Source organism: Bradyrhizobium sp. USDA 3397, from assembly GCF_054060965.1.
This window is the reverse complement of the sequence record NZ_JBSSDS010000001.1, coordinates 2,584,175-2,599,832: the sequence shown is the minus strand read 5'-3', so window position 1 is coordinate 2,599,832 and position 15,658 is coordinate 2,584,175. Positions and strand designations below refer to the sequence as shown.

Genomic DNA, 15,658 nt, shown 5'->3' with positions numbered 1-15,658 from the left:
CGACGGGGGCGCGGGAGGAAGGTGCTGATATGAAGAGAATCCATCGGGGCCTGAGGTCAATGGCGATCATGACGTCTCTGGTCTGCCATTCCATCGTCCATGCCGAAAGTCTCTCATTCGCGATGACCGTCGTGGCCGCATCGGTCGAGAGATCGGAGGTCACCAGGACGATCACCGCGACAGGCAACGTCGTGGCGTGGCGTGAAATCCCGATCAGCTCTGAAGCGGGTGGGCTGGCGGTGATCGAGGTCGCCGTGGACGAAGGCGACGTCGTTGTGAAGGGGCAGGTACTGGCGCGCCTCAGCCATGATCTGACAGCTGCGGCGATATCCAAGCAGAAGGCCGCGATCGGCGAACTGGAAGCGAGCCTTGCCATTGCCCGATCGGATGCTGCGCGCGCGCATTCGGTGTCCTTGGGGGTGATGAGCGCGCAAGCCATCGAGCAGCGCGAGACGCTCGTCAAGACGACCGAGGCCAAGCTGGAAGCGGCTCGTGCCCAACTCGACGAAGCAGAGGCACGGCAACGTCAGACGGTCATCATCGCTCCCGCTGCGGGAACGATCGCCTCGAGATCGGTGGCGATCGGCCAGGTGGTTCAAGCCGGAGTCGAGATGTTCCGATTGATCCAGGACGATCGCATCGAGGTCGATGCCCGCGTGGTCGAAACCGACCTGCTCGCTGCTGCGGCAGGGCAGCATGTGATGGTGCTCGGCCCCGGTGGGCGATCCGAGCATGGATCGGTCCGCCTCGTTTCGCCGGTGGTGGATCCGAAGACGCGCTTAGGTACGGTTCATGTCGCCCTGCCAAACGGAACGAATCTCAAGCCAGGGATGTTCGTTCGGGTCGAGATTTCGGCCGCAAGAAAGCTTGCGTTGACTGTTCCGTTGAAGGCGCTGGTCTGGCGCGAAGCGAAGGCTCACGTCTTCAAGATCGGACGCGACAGTCTGGTGTCGTTGGTCGAGATCGGAATCGGCGCCAAGGAATCGGATGACGTGGAAGTCCTGCGTGGACTGGAGGTTGGAGATCGCATCGTGACCCAAGGTTCTGGTCTCCTCAGCGACGGTGATTTCGTGAACGTGAAGACTGCCTCGGTCAAAGGCGGCGCGCTGCGATGAACGGCATCTCCGGTTGGGCGATCCGCAACCCCGTCGCGACCATCATTCTGTTCGTGCTGCTCACCCTTGCAGGGGCCGTCGGCTTCTCGAAGCTCCGGCTCAACAATATGCCCGACATGGACATTCCGACGGTGACGGTCAGCGTTGCCTGGCCTGGAGCAGCGCCGACTGAAATCGAGGCGCAAATCACCCGATTCGTCGAGGACGGCGTCGCAGGGCTTGGTACCGTCAATCGCACTCGTTCGATCGTGAACGAGGGACTGTCCATGACCATGGTCGAGTTCGCGATCGGCACCGATATCGATCGGGCGACGAACGACGTCCGGGATGCCGTCGTATCGGTCCGTTCGAAGCTCCCGCAAGGAACGCTCGATCCCATGGTCCGGCGTGTCGATGCGACGGGACAGGCGATCCTGACGTTCATCGTCGACGCTCCGATGATGGCTCCGGACGCGTTGAGCTGGTTCATAGACAACGACATCGCCAAAGCCGCGCTTGCGGTCCCCGGCGTCTCCAAGATTCTCAGATCCGGCGGCGTCGATGCGGAAATCATCATCAAGCTCGATCCAGACCGATTGCTGGCTCTGGGACTGACCGCCGCGGAAGTTTCAGACCTTGTGAGAAACCGCAACATCACTCAGCCCGGCGGTCGTGCGACGCTGGGGGGATCGGAGCAAGTCATTCGTACCGTGGGAAGCGTTCCTGACGTCGCGGCCCTGAAGGAGATGCGCCTGGCCTTCAGCGACGGCCGCAGCGTCAAGCTGTCCGAAATCGCAACCGTCGAGCGCTCATGGGCCGAACCGCGACAGAGGTCCCGGTTCAATGATCGGGAAGTCGTGGGGTTCAGCGTCTACCGCGCCGTCGGGACCGGAGAGTTTGCAGTGACCCGAGCCGTCAGGAAGCGGATGGCCGAATTCGCCGCTGCGCAAGGTGGCGTACGGATCCTGGAAGTGACGTCCTCGACCGATGCGGTCATCGAGGGATACGACGCCGCCATCGAGGCGCTCCTGTTGGGAGCGTTGCTCGCAGTTCTGGTCGTATGGATCTTCCTGCGGGATATTCGGGCGACCTTGATCTCGAGCGCTGCGCTACCGCTTTCGTTGATGCCAACCTTCGCGGTGATGCATGCGCTGGACCAATCGCTGAACAACATCACTCTTCTGGCGATTGCTCTGGTTGTCGGCATTCTTGTCGACGACGCCATCGTGGAAATCGAGAACATCGTCCGGCACATCAGGCAGTCCGGAAAGACCGTATACGAAGCCGCCATCGGTGCGGCCGACGAGATTGGCCTCGCCGTGGTTGCGACGACCTTCGCTATCATCGTGGTTTTCGCGCCAGTCGGCCTGATGCCGGGCATTCCGGGGCAGTTCTTCAAGGCTTTCTCGATCGCCGTTTGCAGTTCTGTCTTCTTCTCTCTCGTGGTCGCTCGCCTGCTTACGCCATTGATGGCGGCCTTTCTCCTGAAGACGACCGGAAGAGAGCATCCCGAGCCGGCGTGGGTGCGGTACTATGCCTTGATGCTGACCTGGACGCTGCACTATCGATGGATCACCACCGTCGCCGGTGTCATATTCTTCGTCGCGTCCTTATCGATCATTCCGTCCCTTCCGACCGACTTCATGCCAGCGGCCGATCGAGGCCGCACGATCCTCAGCGTAGAGTTGGCGCCGGGTGCGACGTTGCAGGAAACGGACGCTGCCACGCAAAAGGTCACGTTCCTGCTTAGAGCGAGACCTGAAGTCGCTTCCGTCTATGCCGCCGTCGGAACCGAGACTTCGACACTTTCCGGCCCGGGAGACCTGTCCACCTCGGTGGGAGAGGTCAGAAGATCGACCGTTACGATCAATCTCGTTCCGAGAGCCGAGCGAACCCTCTCCCAACAGGCGTTCGAAGCTTCGATCGGCCGTCAACTTTCGATCATTCCGGGCGTCCGGATCCGCCTTGGCGAGGACGGCTCCTCCGGTGCGAAAATCCAGGTGTCGTTGTTGAGCGATGATGCCGCAGCACTTGCCCATGCGGCAGGCCGATTGGCCCAGGATATGCGCGCAACTCCGGGATTCCAACGCGCGAGAGTCATGAGCAGTTTCGCCAAGCCTGAGCTGCAGATAACCCCCAAGGCGGACAAGGCCGCTCTCCTCGGAGTTTCTACGACCGCGATCGCCAAGACTGTCAATATCGCCACCGTAGGCGATATCGACCAGAACCTGTCGAAGTTCAGCCTGGGCTCGCGGCAAATTCCCGTTCGCATTCTGCTGAACGACACTGCTCGCTCCGACATGGCCGGCCTGTCGATGCTGCAGGTGCCGACTTTCGAGACGCCGGTGCCCTTGTCGTCTGTCGCCGATATCAGCTTCGGCTCAGGTCCGCTCCAGATCGACCGGACCGATCGCACCAGAAGCGAGACGGTCGAAGCAGAATTAAGTGGCTTGACGGTAGGCGAGGCGGAAGATCTGGTCGCCCAGATGCCTTCGATCAAGCAGCTGCCGGCAGGGGTATCCTACAAGCTCGCGGGCGATTCCGAACGCATGCAGGAGCTGTTCGACGGGTTCAAGCTGGCGGTCGGATCGGCGATCGTTCTGCTCTTCGTCGTCCTCGCGCTGCTCTTCAACGGGTTCGTTCAGCCGGTAACCATTCTCACCGCGCTGCCGCTGTCGATCGGAGGGGCTCTCGGCTCGTTGCTGATGACGCAGATGTCGATCTCCCTGCCGGTCATGATCGGGCTGCTGATGCTCATGGGAATTGCGGCGAAGAACTCGATTCTTCTCGTCGAGTACGCGATCGTCGCCAGGCGCGATGGCGGCCTTGACCGCACGCAGGCTTTGTTGGACGCGGCCCGGAAACGAGCTCGGCCGATCGTCATGACCACGATAGCGATGAGCGCCGGCATGCTGCCCATAGCCTTGGGCATGGGAGCGGATGCCGAGAGGAGGGCGCCGATGGCGATCGCCGTGATCGGGGGACTGTTCAGCTCGACCCTTCTCAGTCTGATGTACGTACCTGCCTTCTACACGGTGATGGACGATCTGCAGCGCTGGGCAGGAAAGGTCTTTCGGAGAGACGTCGCGCGAACCGGTGTGATCGTTCGACGCGCGCCGTGACGCACGCGGGGTTCGGGCGGTTGCAGGCGGTCGAGCGATTGCGTCGGGCTGCGCCGGAGAAGAAGCTCGTGATCGAGGTGAAGACCGCCGATGCCGCACTTGCCGCGGCCGTCGCCGGCTGCGACGTGATCCAGGCGGAGAAGCTCTCACCGGCGGAAATAGCCGCACTGGTCAAGCGCATGGCATCGATGGCCTATACAAGCGCTCGCCCGATCATCGCCGCGGCCGGCGGCGTCAACGCGGCAAATGCAGCGGCCTATGCGGCAGCCGGCGCCGAAGTCCTGGTCACGTCCGCGCCCTATCTGGCAAAGCCCAGGGATGTGCAGGTGCAGATTGCGGCAGCCGAAGCCGACAGACGTAGTGCGCGGCTTGGTCCGAGGACGGACGCAATCGCTCCGGCATTGACGTAGCTGGAGCAGATCGCCTCGCTATTTGGATGGGCTCTTGGTTTCGAGGTGACCTCCGAGGAGCAGAATGAGCCCGGCGGTGACGATCGCGATGCCGATCCACTCGATGATTGTAGGAACCTCGCCAAGTATCGGTATCGCCAACAGCGTTGCACTGGCCGGTACCGCCGCAGCCAGACCGGCCGAGGGCGTAGGCCCGAGAATCCTCACGGAAATGGAGAACAGGATGACCGCCAGGAAACCTGGGCCCAAGCCCTGGAAGGCGGCCTGAAGCAGTATCGTCGACCACGGCGCATCCTGCATGGTGGAAGGAAGAAGGAAGAACCAGACCGGTACGAAAAGTAGCGCGTTCGGCACGCTGACCAGCACCAGCGCCTGGCGCGCTTCGATCTGCCAGTGCTTCACGCCCACAAAGTAGATCGAGAGCACGGCTGAGGCTGCGAGGAAGAATCCGATGGCCGATGCCACGCTGTTGCCGCCGGCGCGCATGCCCGGAAGGGCAACGAGCACTGCGCCGACGAGCAGAATGAGAACTGCAATGAGTTGCCGCCGGGACGGCACGCGCCGTGCGACAAGCAATCCCAGCAGAATGGTGAAGATCGGCAGCGAGCCGTTGGCGAACGCTCCCCCGTATGCCGCCGACGCCCCCTTCAACCCGAAGTACATCAAAATGCTGTATAGCGCGCCGGGACCACAGATTGACATCGACAGGATTGCGTGCAGCGGCAGGTGGCGCGGCCACCAAGCCTTGGCGAACGGAAGAACCAGGGCGCCGGTGACCAGGAACCGAAGTGCGGTCAAATCGAAGGGTGTCAGGCCGGATTGCATGCCGGCCCTCGAGAAGACGAGAAAGCCGGACCAGATGCAGAACACGCCAGCTGCGCTCAGGAGTCCGACAATCCGCTCGTTCGATTTGGCTACAGGTGTCAAGTCCGTGTCCGATTGCTTGAGATATCTTAGCGCACTTAAAACACCTGCGACTTTCAAGATGCTCTCCGCAACATGGTCCTCAAGGGTGACGCCATGGTGAGCGATCCTCGGGAGTTTTTCTAGCCGAGAGTTCCGCAAGCCGCTGGGGCAGCCCGGCATTCGCGAGAAACAGGAGGATACGTTGAACGATCGCGACGCATTGTGCGAGAGATGACGTCGTATTCGGATACTCTGGGGTGCGGCCACGCTGTGCGATGACGGAATCAACGCCTGGAACACTTCCGTCGGCGCTCCGTTAGCGCAGCAAACGCCGGGAGTTGTCCATGACCAATTATCCAAAGCCGCCTTATCCTGCGCAGCAGCAGCCGATGCCGGGCTCGACGCGGGCCATGCAGCCGCGCCCGGATCATGGCGAGGAGAGTTACAAGGGCTCCGGCCGTCTTGCCGGAAAGAAGGCCGTCATCACGGGCGGCGACAGCGGCATCGGCCGCGCGGTGGCGATCGCCTATGCGCGGGAAGGCGCGGATATCGTCATCTCCTATTTGAACGAGGACGAGGATGCGGCCGAGGTGAAGGCGCTCGTGGAGCGGGAGGGTCGCAAGGCCATCCTGATCCCGGGCGATATCAGCAATCCCGAACATTGCCGCGCCATCGTGCGTCGCACCGTCGAGGAGCTCGGCGGAATCGACATCCTCGTCAACAACGCCGCTCATCAGGCGACGTTCAAGGACATCGCGGATATCAGCGACGACGAATGGCGGCGGACGTTCGAGATCAACATCCACGCCATGTTCTATCTGGCCAAGGCCGCCGTCCCCCACATGCGGCCGGGCTCTGCGATCATCAACACGGCCTCGGTGAACTCCGACATGCCGAACCCGAGCCTGCTGGCCTACGCCACGACCAAGGGTGCGATCCAGAATTTCACCGGCGGGCTTGCGCAGATGCTGGCCGAGAAGGGCATTCGGGTCAATGCGGTGGCCCCGGGGCCGATCTGGACGCCGCTGATTCCCTCGACCATGTCGGAGGAAAGGGTCAAGAACTTCGGCAAGCAGGTGCCGATGCAGCGCGCCGGCCAGCCGGCCGAGCTCGCGACGGCCTATGTCATGCTGGCCGATCCGCTTTCGAGCTACACGTCGGGCGCGACGTTGCCCGTCACCGGCGGCAAGCCGTTCATCTGATCCGGGCGAGCACCGTGGCGGCACCGCACTACCGGCGCCGCCACTCTCAATCAGTAGCTTTCAATCACGCAGCGCTGGACGCCTTGGCGTTGACGCCCTTGCGCAGGGCCACCGTGTTCAGCTTGGTGTTGGCGGCCTTCTCTTCGTTCAAATTGGTGGTGAGGAAGCGCACGATGTCGTCGTGGCCGAGCTCTTCCGCCCAGGCGATCAGCGTGCCGTACCGGCACATTTCATAATGCTCCACCGCCTGTGCGTTGGCGACGATCGCGGCGTCCAGCACGGCCTTGTCCTCGATCTCGCCGGCGGTCTCGTCGGCTTCCTTGATCAGGCCGTCGATGGCCGGGCAATGCGTGCCGCTCGGCTCCTTGCCGAGCTTGGCGAAGACCTTGTCGAGGCGCTCGACCTGCTTGTTGGTCTCTTCCAGATGCGCCTTCAGCCCGGCGACGAGATCCCTGTTGGTGGCCTTGTCGATCATCTTCGGCAGCGCCTTCAGGATCTGCTGTTCCGCGTAGTGGATGTCTTGGAGCCCGTGCAGCAGCAGGTCTTCCATCGACTGGATGTCCTTGGTGAAGAATCCCATAAAAGACGTCTCCTTTTCACAATGATGGCAGTGGAACGCGGAGCGGCCGCCGCTGTTCCATTCCCGTGTGCAGATCGGGAGAGCCGAATGAGCGATGGAGTGGATCATTTTGTAGGCCTGCTCGGACGTGCGGCGATGGACGTATGGGGCGACATGCCTCGCGACATCCAGGAGGCACTGTTCGAGACCGCGATGAAGGGCCGCGACACCGAGCGTGAGGAGCTGGCGCGATTGCTGCACGAGCGGCATCCGCGCACGCTGCATCCGGCCCGGCCGGGCTGACGCCGGCGGGCTGGGAACGAACATGCGATCTCCTGATTGGTGAATCGGGTGGCGCCACACGGGCTCCAACGAGGACCGCGCGGGGCGCATCGCCCGAGCCTGTCAACCTGTGAGTCGACCGACGTGACTGAGAATATCGGCAAATGGTACGACCCGATTTCGGAGCGGTGGATCGTGCCTCGCCAACCCCACACCATCGCCGCGTTCGATCGGTCGAGCGCGGAGAACGTGCCGGAGGCGAACAAGAGAGAAGAGACGCAGCGGATCTGGAATCTGCTGGTCGATTGCTGCGCACGTGGATGATGCAGCGTCGGCGCCAAAACGAGCGACATGACGCGCTCGACGACGCTCGGGAGTGTCAACGGCCTTGAGGCTGGCTTTGCGCGGGGCAGGCCAGCGTTCCCGTCAACCCTGATCTCGACGACGTCCGGAGCGGATCGGTATACTACCACCCATGCCGACGCCGCCGGAATAAGGATCAGAGATGGACGATACGATTGGTTTCCCCGACCCCGGTCTTGACCTGTCGGACGGCTTCAAGCCGCACACCTCGCATTGGGGCGTGTTCTCCGCGCGCCAGGGCGCGGCCGGGTTGGAGGTCAGGGCCTATGCGGGCGATCCCGATCCGAACGGCATCATCGACAATTTTCCCGGCGCGCTCCGCCACCAGGCGCGCATCGCCCAGCCGGCAATCCGCCGCGGCTGGCTCGAGCGCGGGCCGGGCCCCGACGATCGCCGCGGCCGCGACGAGTTCGTCTCCGTCAGCTGGGAGAAGGCACTGGATCTCCTTGGCGACGAGCTTGGCCGCATTCGCGACACCCGCGGACCCGGCACCGTGTTCGGCGGCTCCTATGGCTGGTCGAGCGCCGGGCGCTTCCATCACGCCCAGAGCCAGGTGCATCGCTTCCTCAATATCGCGTTGGGCGGCTATGTGCGCTCGGTCAACACCTATTCGTCCGGTGCGTCCTCGATGCTGCTGCCGCAGATCCTGGCCGGCTACGAGGACATCACCAAGCGCAACGTCACCTGGGAGCAGATCGCGGCCGAGACGGACATCGTGCTGGCGTTCGGCGGCATGGCGCTGAAGAACTCCATGGTGGCCGGCGGCTCGATCAGCAAGCATGTCGAGCGCGGCGCCATGGCGGCGGCGCGGGCGCGCGGCTGCGAGTTCATCCTGGTCAGTCCGCTGCGCGACGATCTGCCGGTCGAGGCCGGCGCCGAATGGATGAGTTGCGTGCCCGGCACCGACACTGCCTTGATGCTCGGCATCGTCCATACGCTGGTCAGTGAGAACCTGCACGACCAGGCCTTCCTCGACCGCTACACTGAGGGCTGGGCAATCTTCCTGCGCTATCTCAACGGCGAAAGCGACGGGCAAGCCAAGCACGCCGAATGGGCCGCCGCGATCTCAGGCGTCAGTGCGGATGCGATCCGCAAGCTGGCGCGGCGCCTTGCCGGAAAGCGCGCGCTCATCACCGTCTCCCATTCGCTGCAGCGCGCCGAGCATGGCGAGCAGCCGGTGTGGATGGGCATGGTGCTGGCGGCGGCCCTCGGCCAGATCGGCCTTCCCGGCGGCGGCTATGCCTATTCGCTGGGTGCGATCGGCTATTACGGCCGCCGCGTCAACGACGTGCCGGGACCGACGCTGGGGCAGGGCCGCAACGGCGTTGCCGATTTCATTCCGGTGGCGCGCATCGCCGATATGCTGCTCAATCCCGGCACCACGTATCGCTACAACGGCGAGACGCGCACCTATCCGGATATTCGTCTGGTCTACTGGGCGGGCGGCAATCCCTTCCATCACCATCAGGACATCAACCGCCTGCGCAAGGCCTTCGCGAAGGTGGACACGCTGGTCGTGCACGAGCTCGCCTGGACCGCCACCGCCCGCCACGCCGATATCGTGCTGCCCGCGACGATGACGCTGGAGCGCGAGGACATCGGCTATTCCACCAACGATCCCCTGATGGTCGCGATGCACCGGATCGCCGAGCCGTTCGGGCTCGCCCGCGACGACTACGACATCTTCGCCGATCTCGCCGAGCGTCTTGGGGCGCGCGAGCCGTTCACCGAAGGGCGCACGTCGCGGCAATGGCTGGAGCATCTCTACGAGCCGACCCGCGCATCGCTTGCCAAACGCGGCCTCGAAGCGCCGAGCTTCGAAGAATTCTGGGCGCGCGGCAGCCTGGTCGTGCCGCAGCAGCCCGATGACGGCGGCCGGCTACGCCGCTTTCGCGAGGATCCCATCAATCACGCTTTGCCGACGCCGAGCGGACGCATCGAGATCTACTCGGCCAAGATCGCGGGGCACGGTGATGCGGATTGTCCCGGACATCCGGTCTGGCTCGACAAGACCGATGTTCCCAAGCCGGGGGCACCGTGCTTCCTCATCGCCAACCAGCCCGTGACGCGCCTGCACAGCCAGCTCGATTTCGGCGGACATTCGCTGGGCTCGAAGCATCGCGGCCGTGAGGTCGCGCGCATGAACCCGGTCGATGCACAGGCGCGCGGCATCAAGGACGGTGACATCATCCGCCTGTTCAACGAGCGCGGTGCCTGCCTCGCCGCGGTCCGCGTTACCGACGGCATCGCGCCCGGCGTGGTTCAGCTGCCGACCGGCGCGTGGTACGATCCGATGGATCCGGAAGACGAGGCGCCGCTCTGCGTTCACGGCAATCCGAACGTGCTGACCCGCGACGTCGGCACCTCGTCCCTGGCGCAGGGCTGCACCGGCCAGTTGACGACCGTCGAGGTGGAGAAGTTCACCGGCAATCTACCGCCGATCCGCGCGTTCGATCCGGTTTGGGCAAACAAGGAGACCTTTAGATGATCCGCAAGGCAACAGCAGTCTGGAAGGGCACTGGTCGCGATGGCACGGGCCATCTGTCGAGCGAATCCGGCGTGCTTGCCGGGACGCCCTATTCGTTCAAGACCCGCTTCGAGAACGAGAAGGGCACCAATCCCGAAGAGTTGATCGCGGCAGCCCATGCCGGCTGCTTCACCATGGCGCTGGCCTTCGGCATGCAGATGGCGGGTTTCACGCCGGACGAGCTGTCGACCGAAGCCGCCGTTACGCTCGAGCCCGAAGGCAAGGGTTTCAAGATCAGCAAATCCGCCCTGACCCTGCGGGCGAAGGTGCCTGGTCTCGACGATGCCGGCTTCGCCCGGCTCGCCGGCGAGGCCGAGAAGAACTGCCCGGTGTCCAAGGTGCTCAACGCCGCCATCACGCTCGACGCCAAGCTGGTCTAGGGCGAGCGCCTGCTTCCGGTCCATCGGGTCCAGGCGACCGGGTGGGCGTCAACGCGCGGCTTTCGGCCGGGCGGCCGAAAGCCTATATGATGGACAAGCTTTTGAGCGATCATTGGGAGCACATCACATGACGACGGAACGCGCAGTTTTGGCCGGTGGCTGCTTCTGGGGCATGCAGGATCTGATCCGCAAGCAGCCTGGCGTGATCTCCACCCGCGTCGGTTACACCGGTGGGCACGTCAAGAACGCCACCTACCGCAATCACGAGGGCCATGCCGAAGCGATCGAGATCGTGTTCGATCCGGCCAGGACCAGCTTCCGGACCATGCTGGAGTTCTTCTTCCAGATCCATGATCCGACCACGCTCAACCGTCAGGGCAACGATATCGGCACGAGCTATCGGTCGGCGATCTTCTACACCAGCGAGGAGCAGAAGCGGATTGCCGAAGACACCATCGCCGACGTCGAGGCGTCCGGCCTGTGGCCCGGCAAGGTGGTGACTGAGGTCGCGCCCGCGCGCGAGTTCTGGGAAGCCGAGCCCGAGCATCAGGATTATCTCGAACGCTATCCCGATGGCTACACCTGCCACTTCATCCGGCCGGGCTGGAAGCTGCCGCGGCGCGCTGCCGCAGTCGGAGGCTAGAGCCTGAAGAAGGTGGCTCGCCGCCTGTGGCGGTCCACCTCCTCATCGGTCAAAGTCGACGCGAGTCCGCTCACGCATCGGCATGCGAGGCCCGGCGCTGCTCCGCGGTGACGATCCCCGCCGTCAACGTGACGAGACCCATCAAGGCGGCCAGCAGCCAGAATGCCAGCGGCAGTCCGCCGAGCTGTGCGACGAAGCCGACGCCGGCAGGGCCGAGTAGGATGCCTGCATAACCTGCCGTCGTGATCGCCGCGACCGCAAGTCCCGTGGGCATCACCGTTTGTTGCGCCGCCCGGCGGAATAGCACGGGCACGAGGTTCGAGGCGCCGAGCCCGATCAGCAGGAATCCGCCGATCGCGACCGCTGCGACGGGCGCGGTGAGCAGCACCACGAAGCCGGCAATGGCAATGAGGCTGCCCCACAGCAATGTCGTGCGGTCTCCGATGCGCGCAACGACCGCATCGCCGGCGAGCCGGCCGATCGTCATCGCGATCGAGAACACGATATAGCCGATGCCGCCTTGTGCCTCGCTGACGAGCCCGGCGCCGATCACGAGCAGCGCGCCCCAATCGAGCATCGCGCCTTCGACCAGGAAGGTGATGGCGCCGAGCAGCGCCAGCAGCAGCACCGATCCATGCGGCAGCACGAACAATGGGCCTTCCTGCACCTGCACCGAGCGAAGCAGGCGCGGCCAGGTCACGAGCATCGCGATCAGCATCAGCACGGAGCAGATCAACGTCGAGGCGAGCGCGCCGAGCTGCAGAGAGAGCAGCGCCGTCATCAGCGCGGAACCGGCGAAGCCGCCGATGCTGAACAGGGCGTGGAAGCCGGACATCAGCGGGCGTCGCGCGGCGCGCTCCACCTCCACGGCGTGAATGTTCATGGCGACGTCGATCGAGCCGAGCGCGGCGCCGAACGCAAGCAGCGCCAGCGCCAGCGCCAGCGGCGAGCTTGCGATCGCGAGCAGCGGCAGCACCAGCGTCAGACCGAGTCCGCCGGCGACGATGATCGGCCGGCTGCCATAGCGCGCGCTGAGCACGCCGGTCAGCAGCATCGCCACGACCGAGCCGATGCCGAGGCTGAGCAGGAGCAGGCCGAGAACTCCGTCGTCGACGGCGAGCCGCGCCTTCGCGAACGGCACCAGGGGTGCCCAGCACGCGATGCCGAAGCCCGCAACGAGGAAGGCAAGCCGCGTCGCAAGGCGGGTTGCCGGCCGGTCGGCAGAAGACATGGGAACTCCGGGAAGCAGGGGAGGAGACGGTCGACAGGCCCGAGGATTGCCGCGGCTTTATGGCAGAGCCCTGCTCGAATGGTCGTGGCAGGCGCTCAACGGCTGCATGCCTCGACCTAGCCCCCGAGGATCCGCCGGCACGCCTCGACGAACACCTCTGCGCCCGTCACGATGTCGGCATCCGCCGTGTTCTCGGTCCAATGATGGCTGATGCCGCCGATCGACGGCACGAACAGCATGCCGGCGGGCATGACGGTTGCCAGCATCTGCGCATCGTGGCCGGCGCCGCTCGGCATGCGGATGGAACGACCACCGGCGACGGACTTGCTTGCGGCCTCGATCGCGTCCTGAAAGCCCGCATTCATCATCGCGGGTGCGCCGGTGCGCAGCTTCGTCACCGTGACGGTGCAGGGCCCGTTAGCACTGGCCTCGTCCGCCATGGTCCGGAGCAATTGCTCCAGCCGGGCGATGACGGTCGGGTCGTCGTCGCGGATCTGGAACAACATCTCCGCGCCCCCGGGGATGATGCTCGGTGCGCCCGGATCGAGCGTGATGCGGCCGGTGGTCCAGACCGTGCGCGGGCCGCAGGCCGTCGGGAAACGTTCGTCGATCGCGACGCAGAACTTGGCCAGCGCCAGGCCCGCATCCTTGCGCACCGCCATGCGCGTGGTGCCGGCATGGTTCTGCTCGCCGGCAAAGCTGATCTGGTACTGCCAGATGCCGACGATGGACGTCACGACGCCGATCGCCAGGCGACCGCTTTCGAGCGTGTCGCCCTGCTCGATATGCGCCTCGAGATAGCCGACGTGCCGTCCCGGCTCGGCAGTGATGCGTGGACGCTCCGCCAGCCCCATGTCGGCAAGGGCATCGCGCATGGTGCGGCCGCTGGTGCGGTCGCGGGCCGCGTCGATGTCGGCCTCGCTCACCTGTCCGACATAGGAGCGCGAGCCGAGGAAATGACCGAAATGTCCCTCCTCGTCGCACCAGGCGGCAACTTCCACCGCGCCGTTCACGGAAGCGTCGGCATTCAGCACGCGCGCCGCCTCGAGCGCATAGACGACGCCGAGCGGGCCGTCGAGCCAGCCGGCATAGTTCTGGCTTTCCAGGTGCGAGCCCGCCAGCAGCTTCGGCCCGGGCTTCGAGCTCGTCCCGAACACATTGCCGATGCCGTCGATCGTCGCGGAGAGCTCGGCCTCGGGCAGCTTCTGGACGAGCCATTCCAGCGACAGCTTGTGCGGCTCGGAGAAGGTCGGCTTGTGCACGCCGGTCTTGTAGGCGCCGAAGGCGCGCAGTGCATGGAGGTCGGCGAGAACGCGATGGCCGTCGGCGCGGGGCTGGGTGTCAAGCATGTTCGGCAACCTTGAGCGCCTCGGTGCGGATCTCCTCGACCAGCCGTTCCTTCAACTGGACGAATTCCGGCGTGGTCTTGATCTTGTAGGAGCGGGGATGCGGCAGGTCTACATGAATGTCCGCCTTGATGCGGCCGGGGCGCGCGCTCATGACGATGACGCGGCTGCCGAGGAAGATGGCTTCCTCGATGTCGTGAGTCACGAACAGCACGGTCTTCTGGTCGCGCTCCCAGATCCCGAGCAGCATTTCCTGCATCAAAGCGCGGGTCTGGTTGTCGAGCGCGCCGAACGGCTCGTCGAGCAGCAGGATCTTCGGATCGTTGGCGAGCGCGCGTGCGATCGCGGTGCGCTGCTGCATGCCGCCGGAGAGCTGCTTGGGCCAATGGTTTTCGAAGCCGGACAGCCCGACCTGGCGGATGAAGGCATCGGCGATCTTGTGTCGCTCCGCCTCGGACACGCCGCGCTCGCGCAGGCCGAAGGCGATGTTCTCGCGCACCGTCAGCCAGGGGAACAGCGTGTAGGACTGGAACACCATGCCGCGATCGGCGCCCGGGCCGGTCACCTCGCGTCCGTCGAGCGTGACGCGGCCACCGGTCGGACGGTCGAGGCCGGCCACGATGCGCAGCAGCGTGGACTTGCCGCAGCCGGACGGGCCGAGGATGGTAACGAAGTCGTTGTTGCCGATAGTGAGGTCGGTCGGCTCCAGCGCCCTGGTCGGCGCGTTACCGTGGCGCGCGGGGAAGGTGCGCGAGACCTGCTCGATCCTAAGAATGGTCATGCGAGCTTCCAGGGAAACAGCCAGGCGTTGAACGCCTTGAACAGGAAGTCCGAGATCAGGCCGATCAATCCGATCACGATGATGCCGAAGATGATCTGGCCGGTGTTGAGCAGCGCCTGGCTGTCGGTGATCATATGACCGATGCCCGAGGACGAGCCGATCAGCTCGGCGACGATGACGTAGGTCCAGGCCCAGCCCAGCACCAGCCGCAGGATCTCTGCGATCTCCGGCGCGGAGGAAGGCAGCAGCACGCGGCGGATGATGCCGCGGTCGCTGGCGCCAAGCGTATAGGCGGCCTCGACCAGATCGCGCCGCGTGGCACCGACCGTCACCGCGACCATCAGGATGACCTGGAACACCGAGCCGATGAAGATGACGAGCAGCTTTTGCAATTCGCCGATGCCGGCCCACAGGATCAGCAGCGGGATGAAGGCCGAGGCGGGCAAATAGCGTGCAAATGAGACGAAGGGTTCGAGGAAGGCTTCGACCGGCTTGTAGGCGCCCATCAGCACGCCGAGCGGCACCGCAATGATCGCCGCGAGCGCAAAGCCGCCGACGACGCGCCAGATCGTCATGCCGATGTCGAACAGGAAGCCGTGCTTGGTGAGCAGCTCGAGGCCTTCCTGCACCATGGTGAGCGGATTGGCGAGGAAAGTCTTCGACACATGGCCGCCGAACGTCGCCCACGACCAGAGGGCGACGAACAGCACGAAGAACGCCAGGCCATATGCCGCACGTTGCTTCGATGTCACGGGATCCAGGGGACGCATCAAACTGTATCCGAATGGTGCGCCGGCTCCGCCTGAGGCGGA

14 protein-coding genes and 1 pseudogene are annotated in these 15,658 nt (G+C 64.5%); 9 read left to right on the top strand and 6 right to left on the bottom strand.

All coding sequences use genetic code 11. From position 1 onward, the window contains the following. Nucleotides 1-131: 131 nt before the first annotated feature. The 3 genes and pseudogenes from ACVWYQ_RS12390 to ACVWYQ_RS12380 form a co-directional block, all read left to right on the top strand. Nucleotides 132-1,115, top strand: coding sequence for an efflux RND transporter periplasmic adaptor subunit (locus tag ACVWYQ_RS12390; RefSeq protein WP_456725660.1), 984 nt, complete (start codon nt 132-134; stop codon nt 1,113-1,115). Next, nucleotides 1,112-4,216 (top strand): efflux RND transporter permease subunit, encoded by a 3,105-nt coding sequence (locus ACVWYQ_RS12385; protein WP_404539201.1) that lies wholly within the window; start codon nt 1,112-1,114, stop codon nt 4,214-4,216. Before ACVWYQ_RS12390 ends, ACVWYQ_RS12385 begins: the two co-directional genes overlap by 4 nt. Nucleotides 4,217-4,245: 29 nt before the next feature. After that, a pseudogene (locus ACVWYQ_RS12380) lies at nt 4,246-4,626 on the top strand (hypothetical protein); the annotation flags it as partial. Nucleotides 4,627-4,644: 18 nt separating this feature from the next. Here ACVWYQ_RS12380 and ACVWYQ_RS12375 read toward each other — a convergent pair. Then, complete coding sequence (locus ACVWYQ_RS12375) at nt 4,645-5,610, bottom strand: DMT family transporter (RefSeq protein WP_404539203.1); 966 nt, start codon at nt 5,608-5,610, stop codon at nt 4,645-4,647. A 266-nt stretch (nt 5,611-5,876) separates the two neighbouring features. Between ACVWYQ_RS12375 and ACVWYQ_RS12370 the strand changes: the two genes are divergently transcribed. After that, on the top strand, nt 5,877-6,734 hold the full coding sequence (locus ACVWYQ_RS12370) for an SDR family oxidoreductase (RefSeq protein ID WP_404539205.1): 858 nt from the start codon (nt 5,877-5,879) through the stop codon (nt 6,732-6,734). Nucleotides 6,735-6,798: 64 nt separating this feature from the next. Here ACVWYQ_RS12370 and ACVWYQ_RS12365 read toward each other — a convergent pair whose 3' ends face one another. Next, a complete protein-coding gene (locus tag ACVWYQ_RS12365; RefSeq protein ID WP_036008066.1) occupies nt 6,799-7,314 on the bottom strand; it encodes a YciE/YciF ferroxidase family protein in 516 nt (171 codons plus the stop codon). 87 nt (nt 7,315-7,401) lie between these two features. Between ACVWYQ_RS12365 and ACVWYQ_RS12360 the strand changes: the two genes are divergently transcribed. The 5 genes from ACVWYQ_RS12360 (at nt 7,402) to msrA (ending at nt 11,488) form a co-directional block, all read left to right on the top strand. Next, a complete protein-coding gene (locus ACVWYQ_RS12360) occupies nt 7,402-7,596 on the top strand; it encodes a hypothetical protein (protein ID WP_036029310.1) in 195 nt (64 codons plus the stop codon). 123 nt (nt 7,597-7,719) lie between these two features. Continuing rightward, nucleotides 7,720-7,899 (top strand): hypothetical protein, encoded by a 180-nt coding sequence (locus ACVWYQ_RS12355; RefSeq protein ID WP_036008060.1) that lies wholly within the window; start codon nt 7,720-7,722, stop codon nt 7,897-7,899. Between the two features lie 181 nt (nt 7,900-8,080). Continuing rightward, nucleotides 8,081-10,426 (top strand): molybdopterin guanine dinucleotide-containing S/N-oxide reductase, encoded by a 2,346-nt coding sequence (locus ACVWYQ_RS12350; protein ID WP_404539209.1) that lies wholly within the window; start codon nt 8,081-8,083, stop codon nt 10,424-10,426. Continuing rightward, a complete protein-coding gene (locus ACVWYQ_RS12345) occupies nt 10,423-10,845 on the top strand; it encodes an OsmC family protein (RefSeq protein ID WP_157283988.1) in 423 nt (140 codons plus the stop codon). Before ACVWYQ_RS12350 ends, ACVWYQ_RS12345 begins: the two co-directional genes overlap by 4 nt. A gap of 127 nt (nt 10,846-10,972) precedes the next feature. Then, nucleotides 10,973-11,488 (top strand): peptide-methionine (S)-S-oxide reductase MsrA, encoded by a 516-nt coding sequence (msrA, locus tag ACVWYQ_RS12340; RefSeq protein WP_036008049.1) that lies wholly within the window; start codon nt 10,973-10,975, stop codon nt 11,486-11,488. A gap of 70 nt (nt 11,489-11,558) precedes the next feature. Here the strand turns inward: msrA and ACVWYQ_RS12335 are convergent, their stop codons facing one another. The 4 genes from ACVWYQ_RS12335 to ACVWYQ_RS12320 form a co-directional block, all read right to left on the bottom strand. After that, nucleotides 11,559-12,719 (bottom strand): MFS transporter, encoded by a 1,161-nt coding sequence (locus ACVWYQ_RS12335; protein ID WP_271544077.1) that lies wholly within the window; start codon nt 12,717-12,719, stop codon nt 11,559-11,561. Between the two features lie 116 nt (nt 12,720-12,835). Beyond that, the gene (locus tag ACVWYQ_RS12330) at nt 12,836-14,068 is read right to left on the bottom strand and encodes a Zn-dependent hydrolase (protein WP_404539214.1); all 1,233 of its coding nucleotides are present in this window, start codon (nt 14,066-14,068) and stop codon (nt 12,836-12,838) included. Continuing rightward, nucleotides 14,061-14,846 (bottom strand): ABC transporter ATP-binding protein, encoded by a 786-nt coding sequence (locus ACVWYQ_RS12325; protein ID WP_036041970.1) that lies wholly within the window; start codon nt 14,844-14,846, stop codon nt 14,061-14,063. The genes ACVWYQ_RS12330 and ACVWYQ_RS12325 overlap by 8 nt, the downstream gene beginning before the upstream one ends. Then, complete coding sequence (locus ACVWYQ_RS12320; RefSeq protein ID WP_404539217.1) at nt 14,843-15,616, bottom strand: ABC transporter permease; 774 nt, start codon at nt 15,614-15,616, stop codon at nt 14,843-14,845. Before ACVWYQ_RS12320 ends, ACVWYQ_RS12325 begins: the two co-directional genes overlap by 4 nt. Between the last annotated feature and the right edge of the window lie 42 nt (nt 15,617-15,658).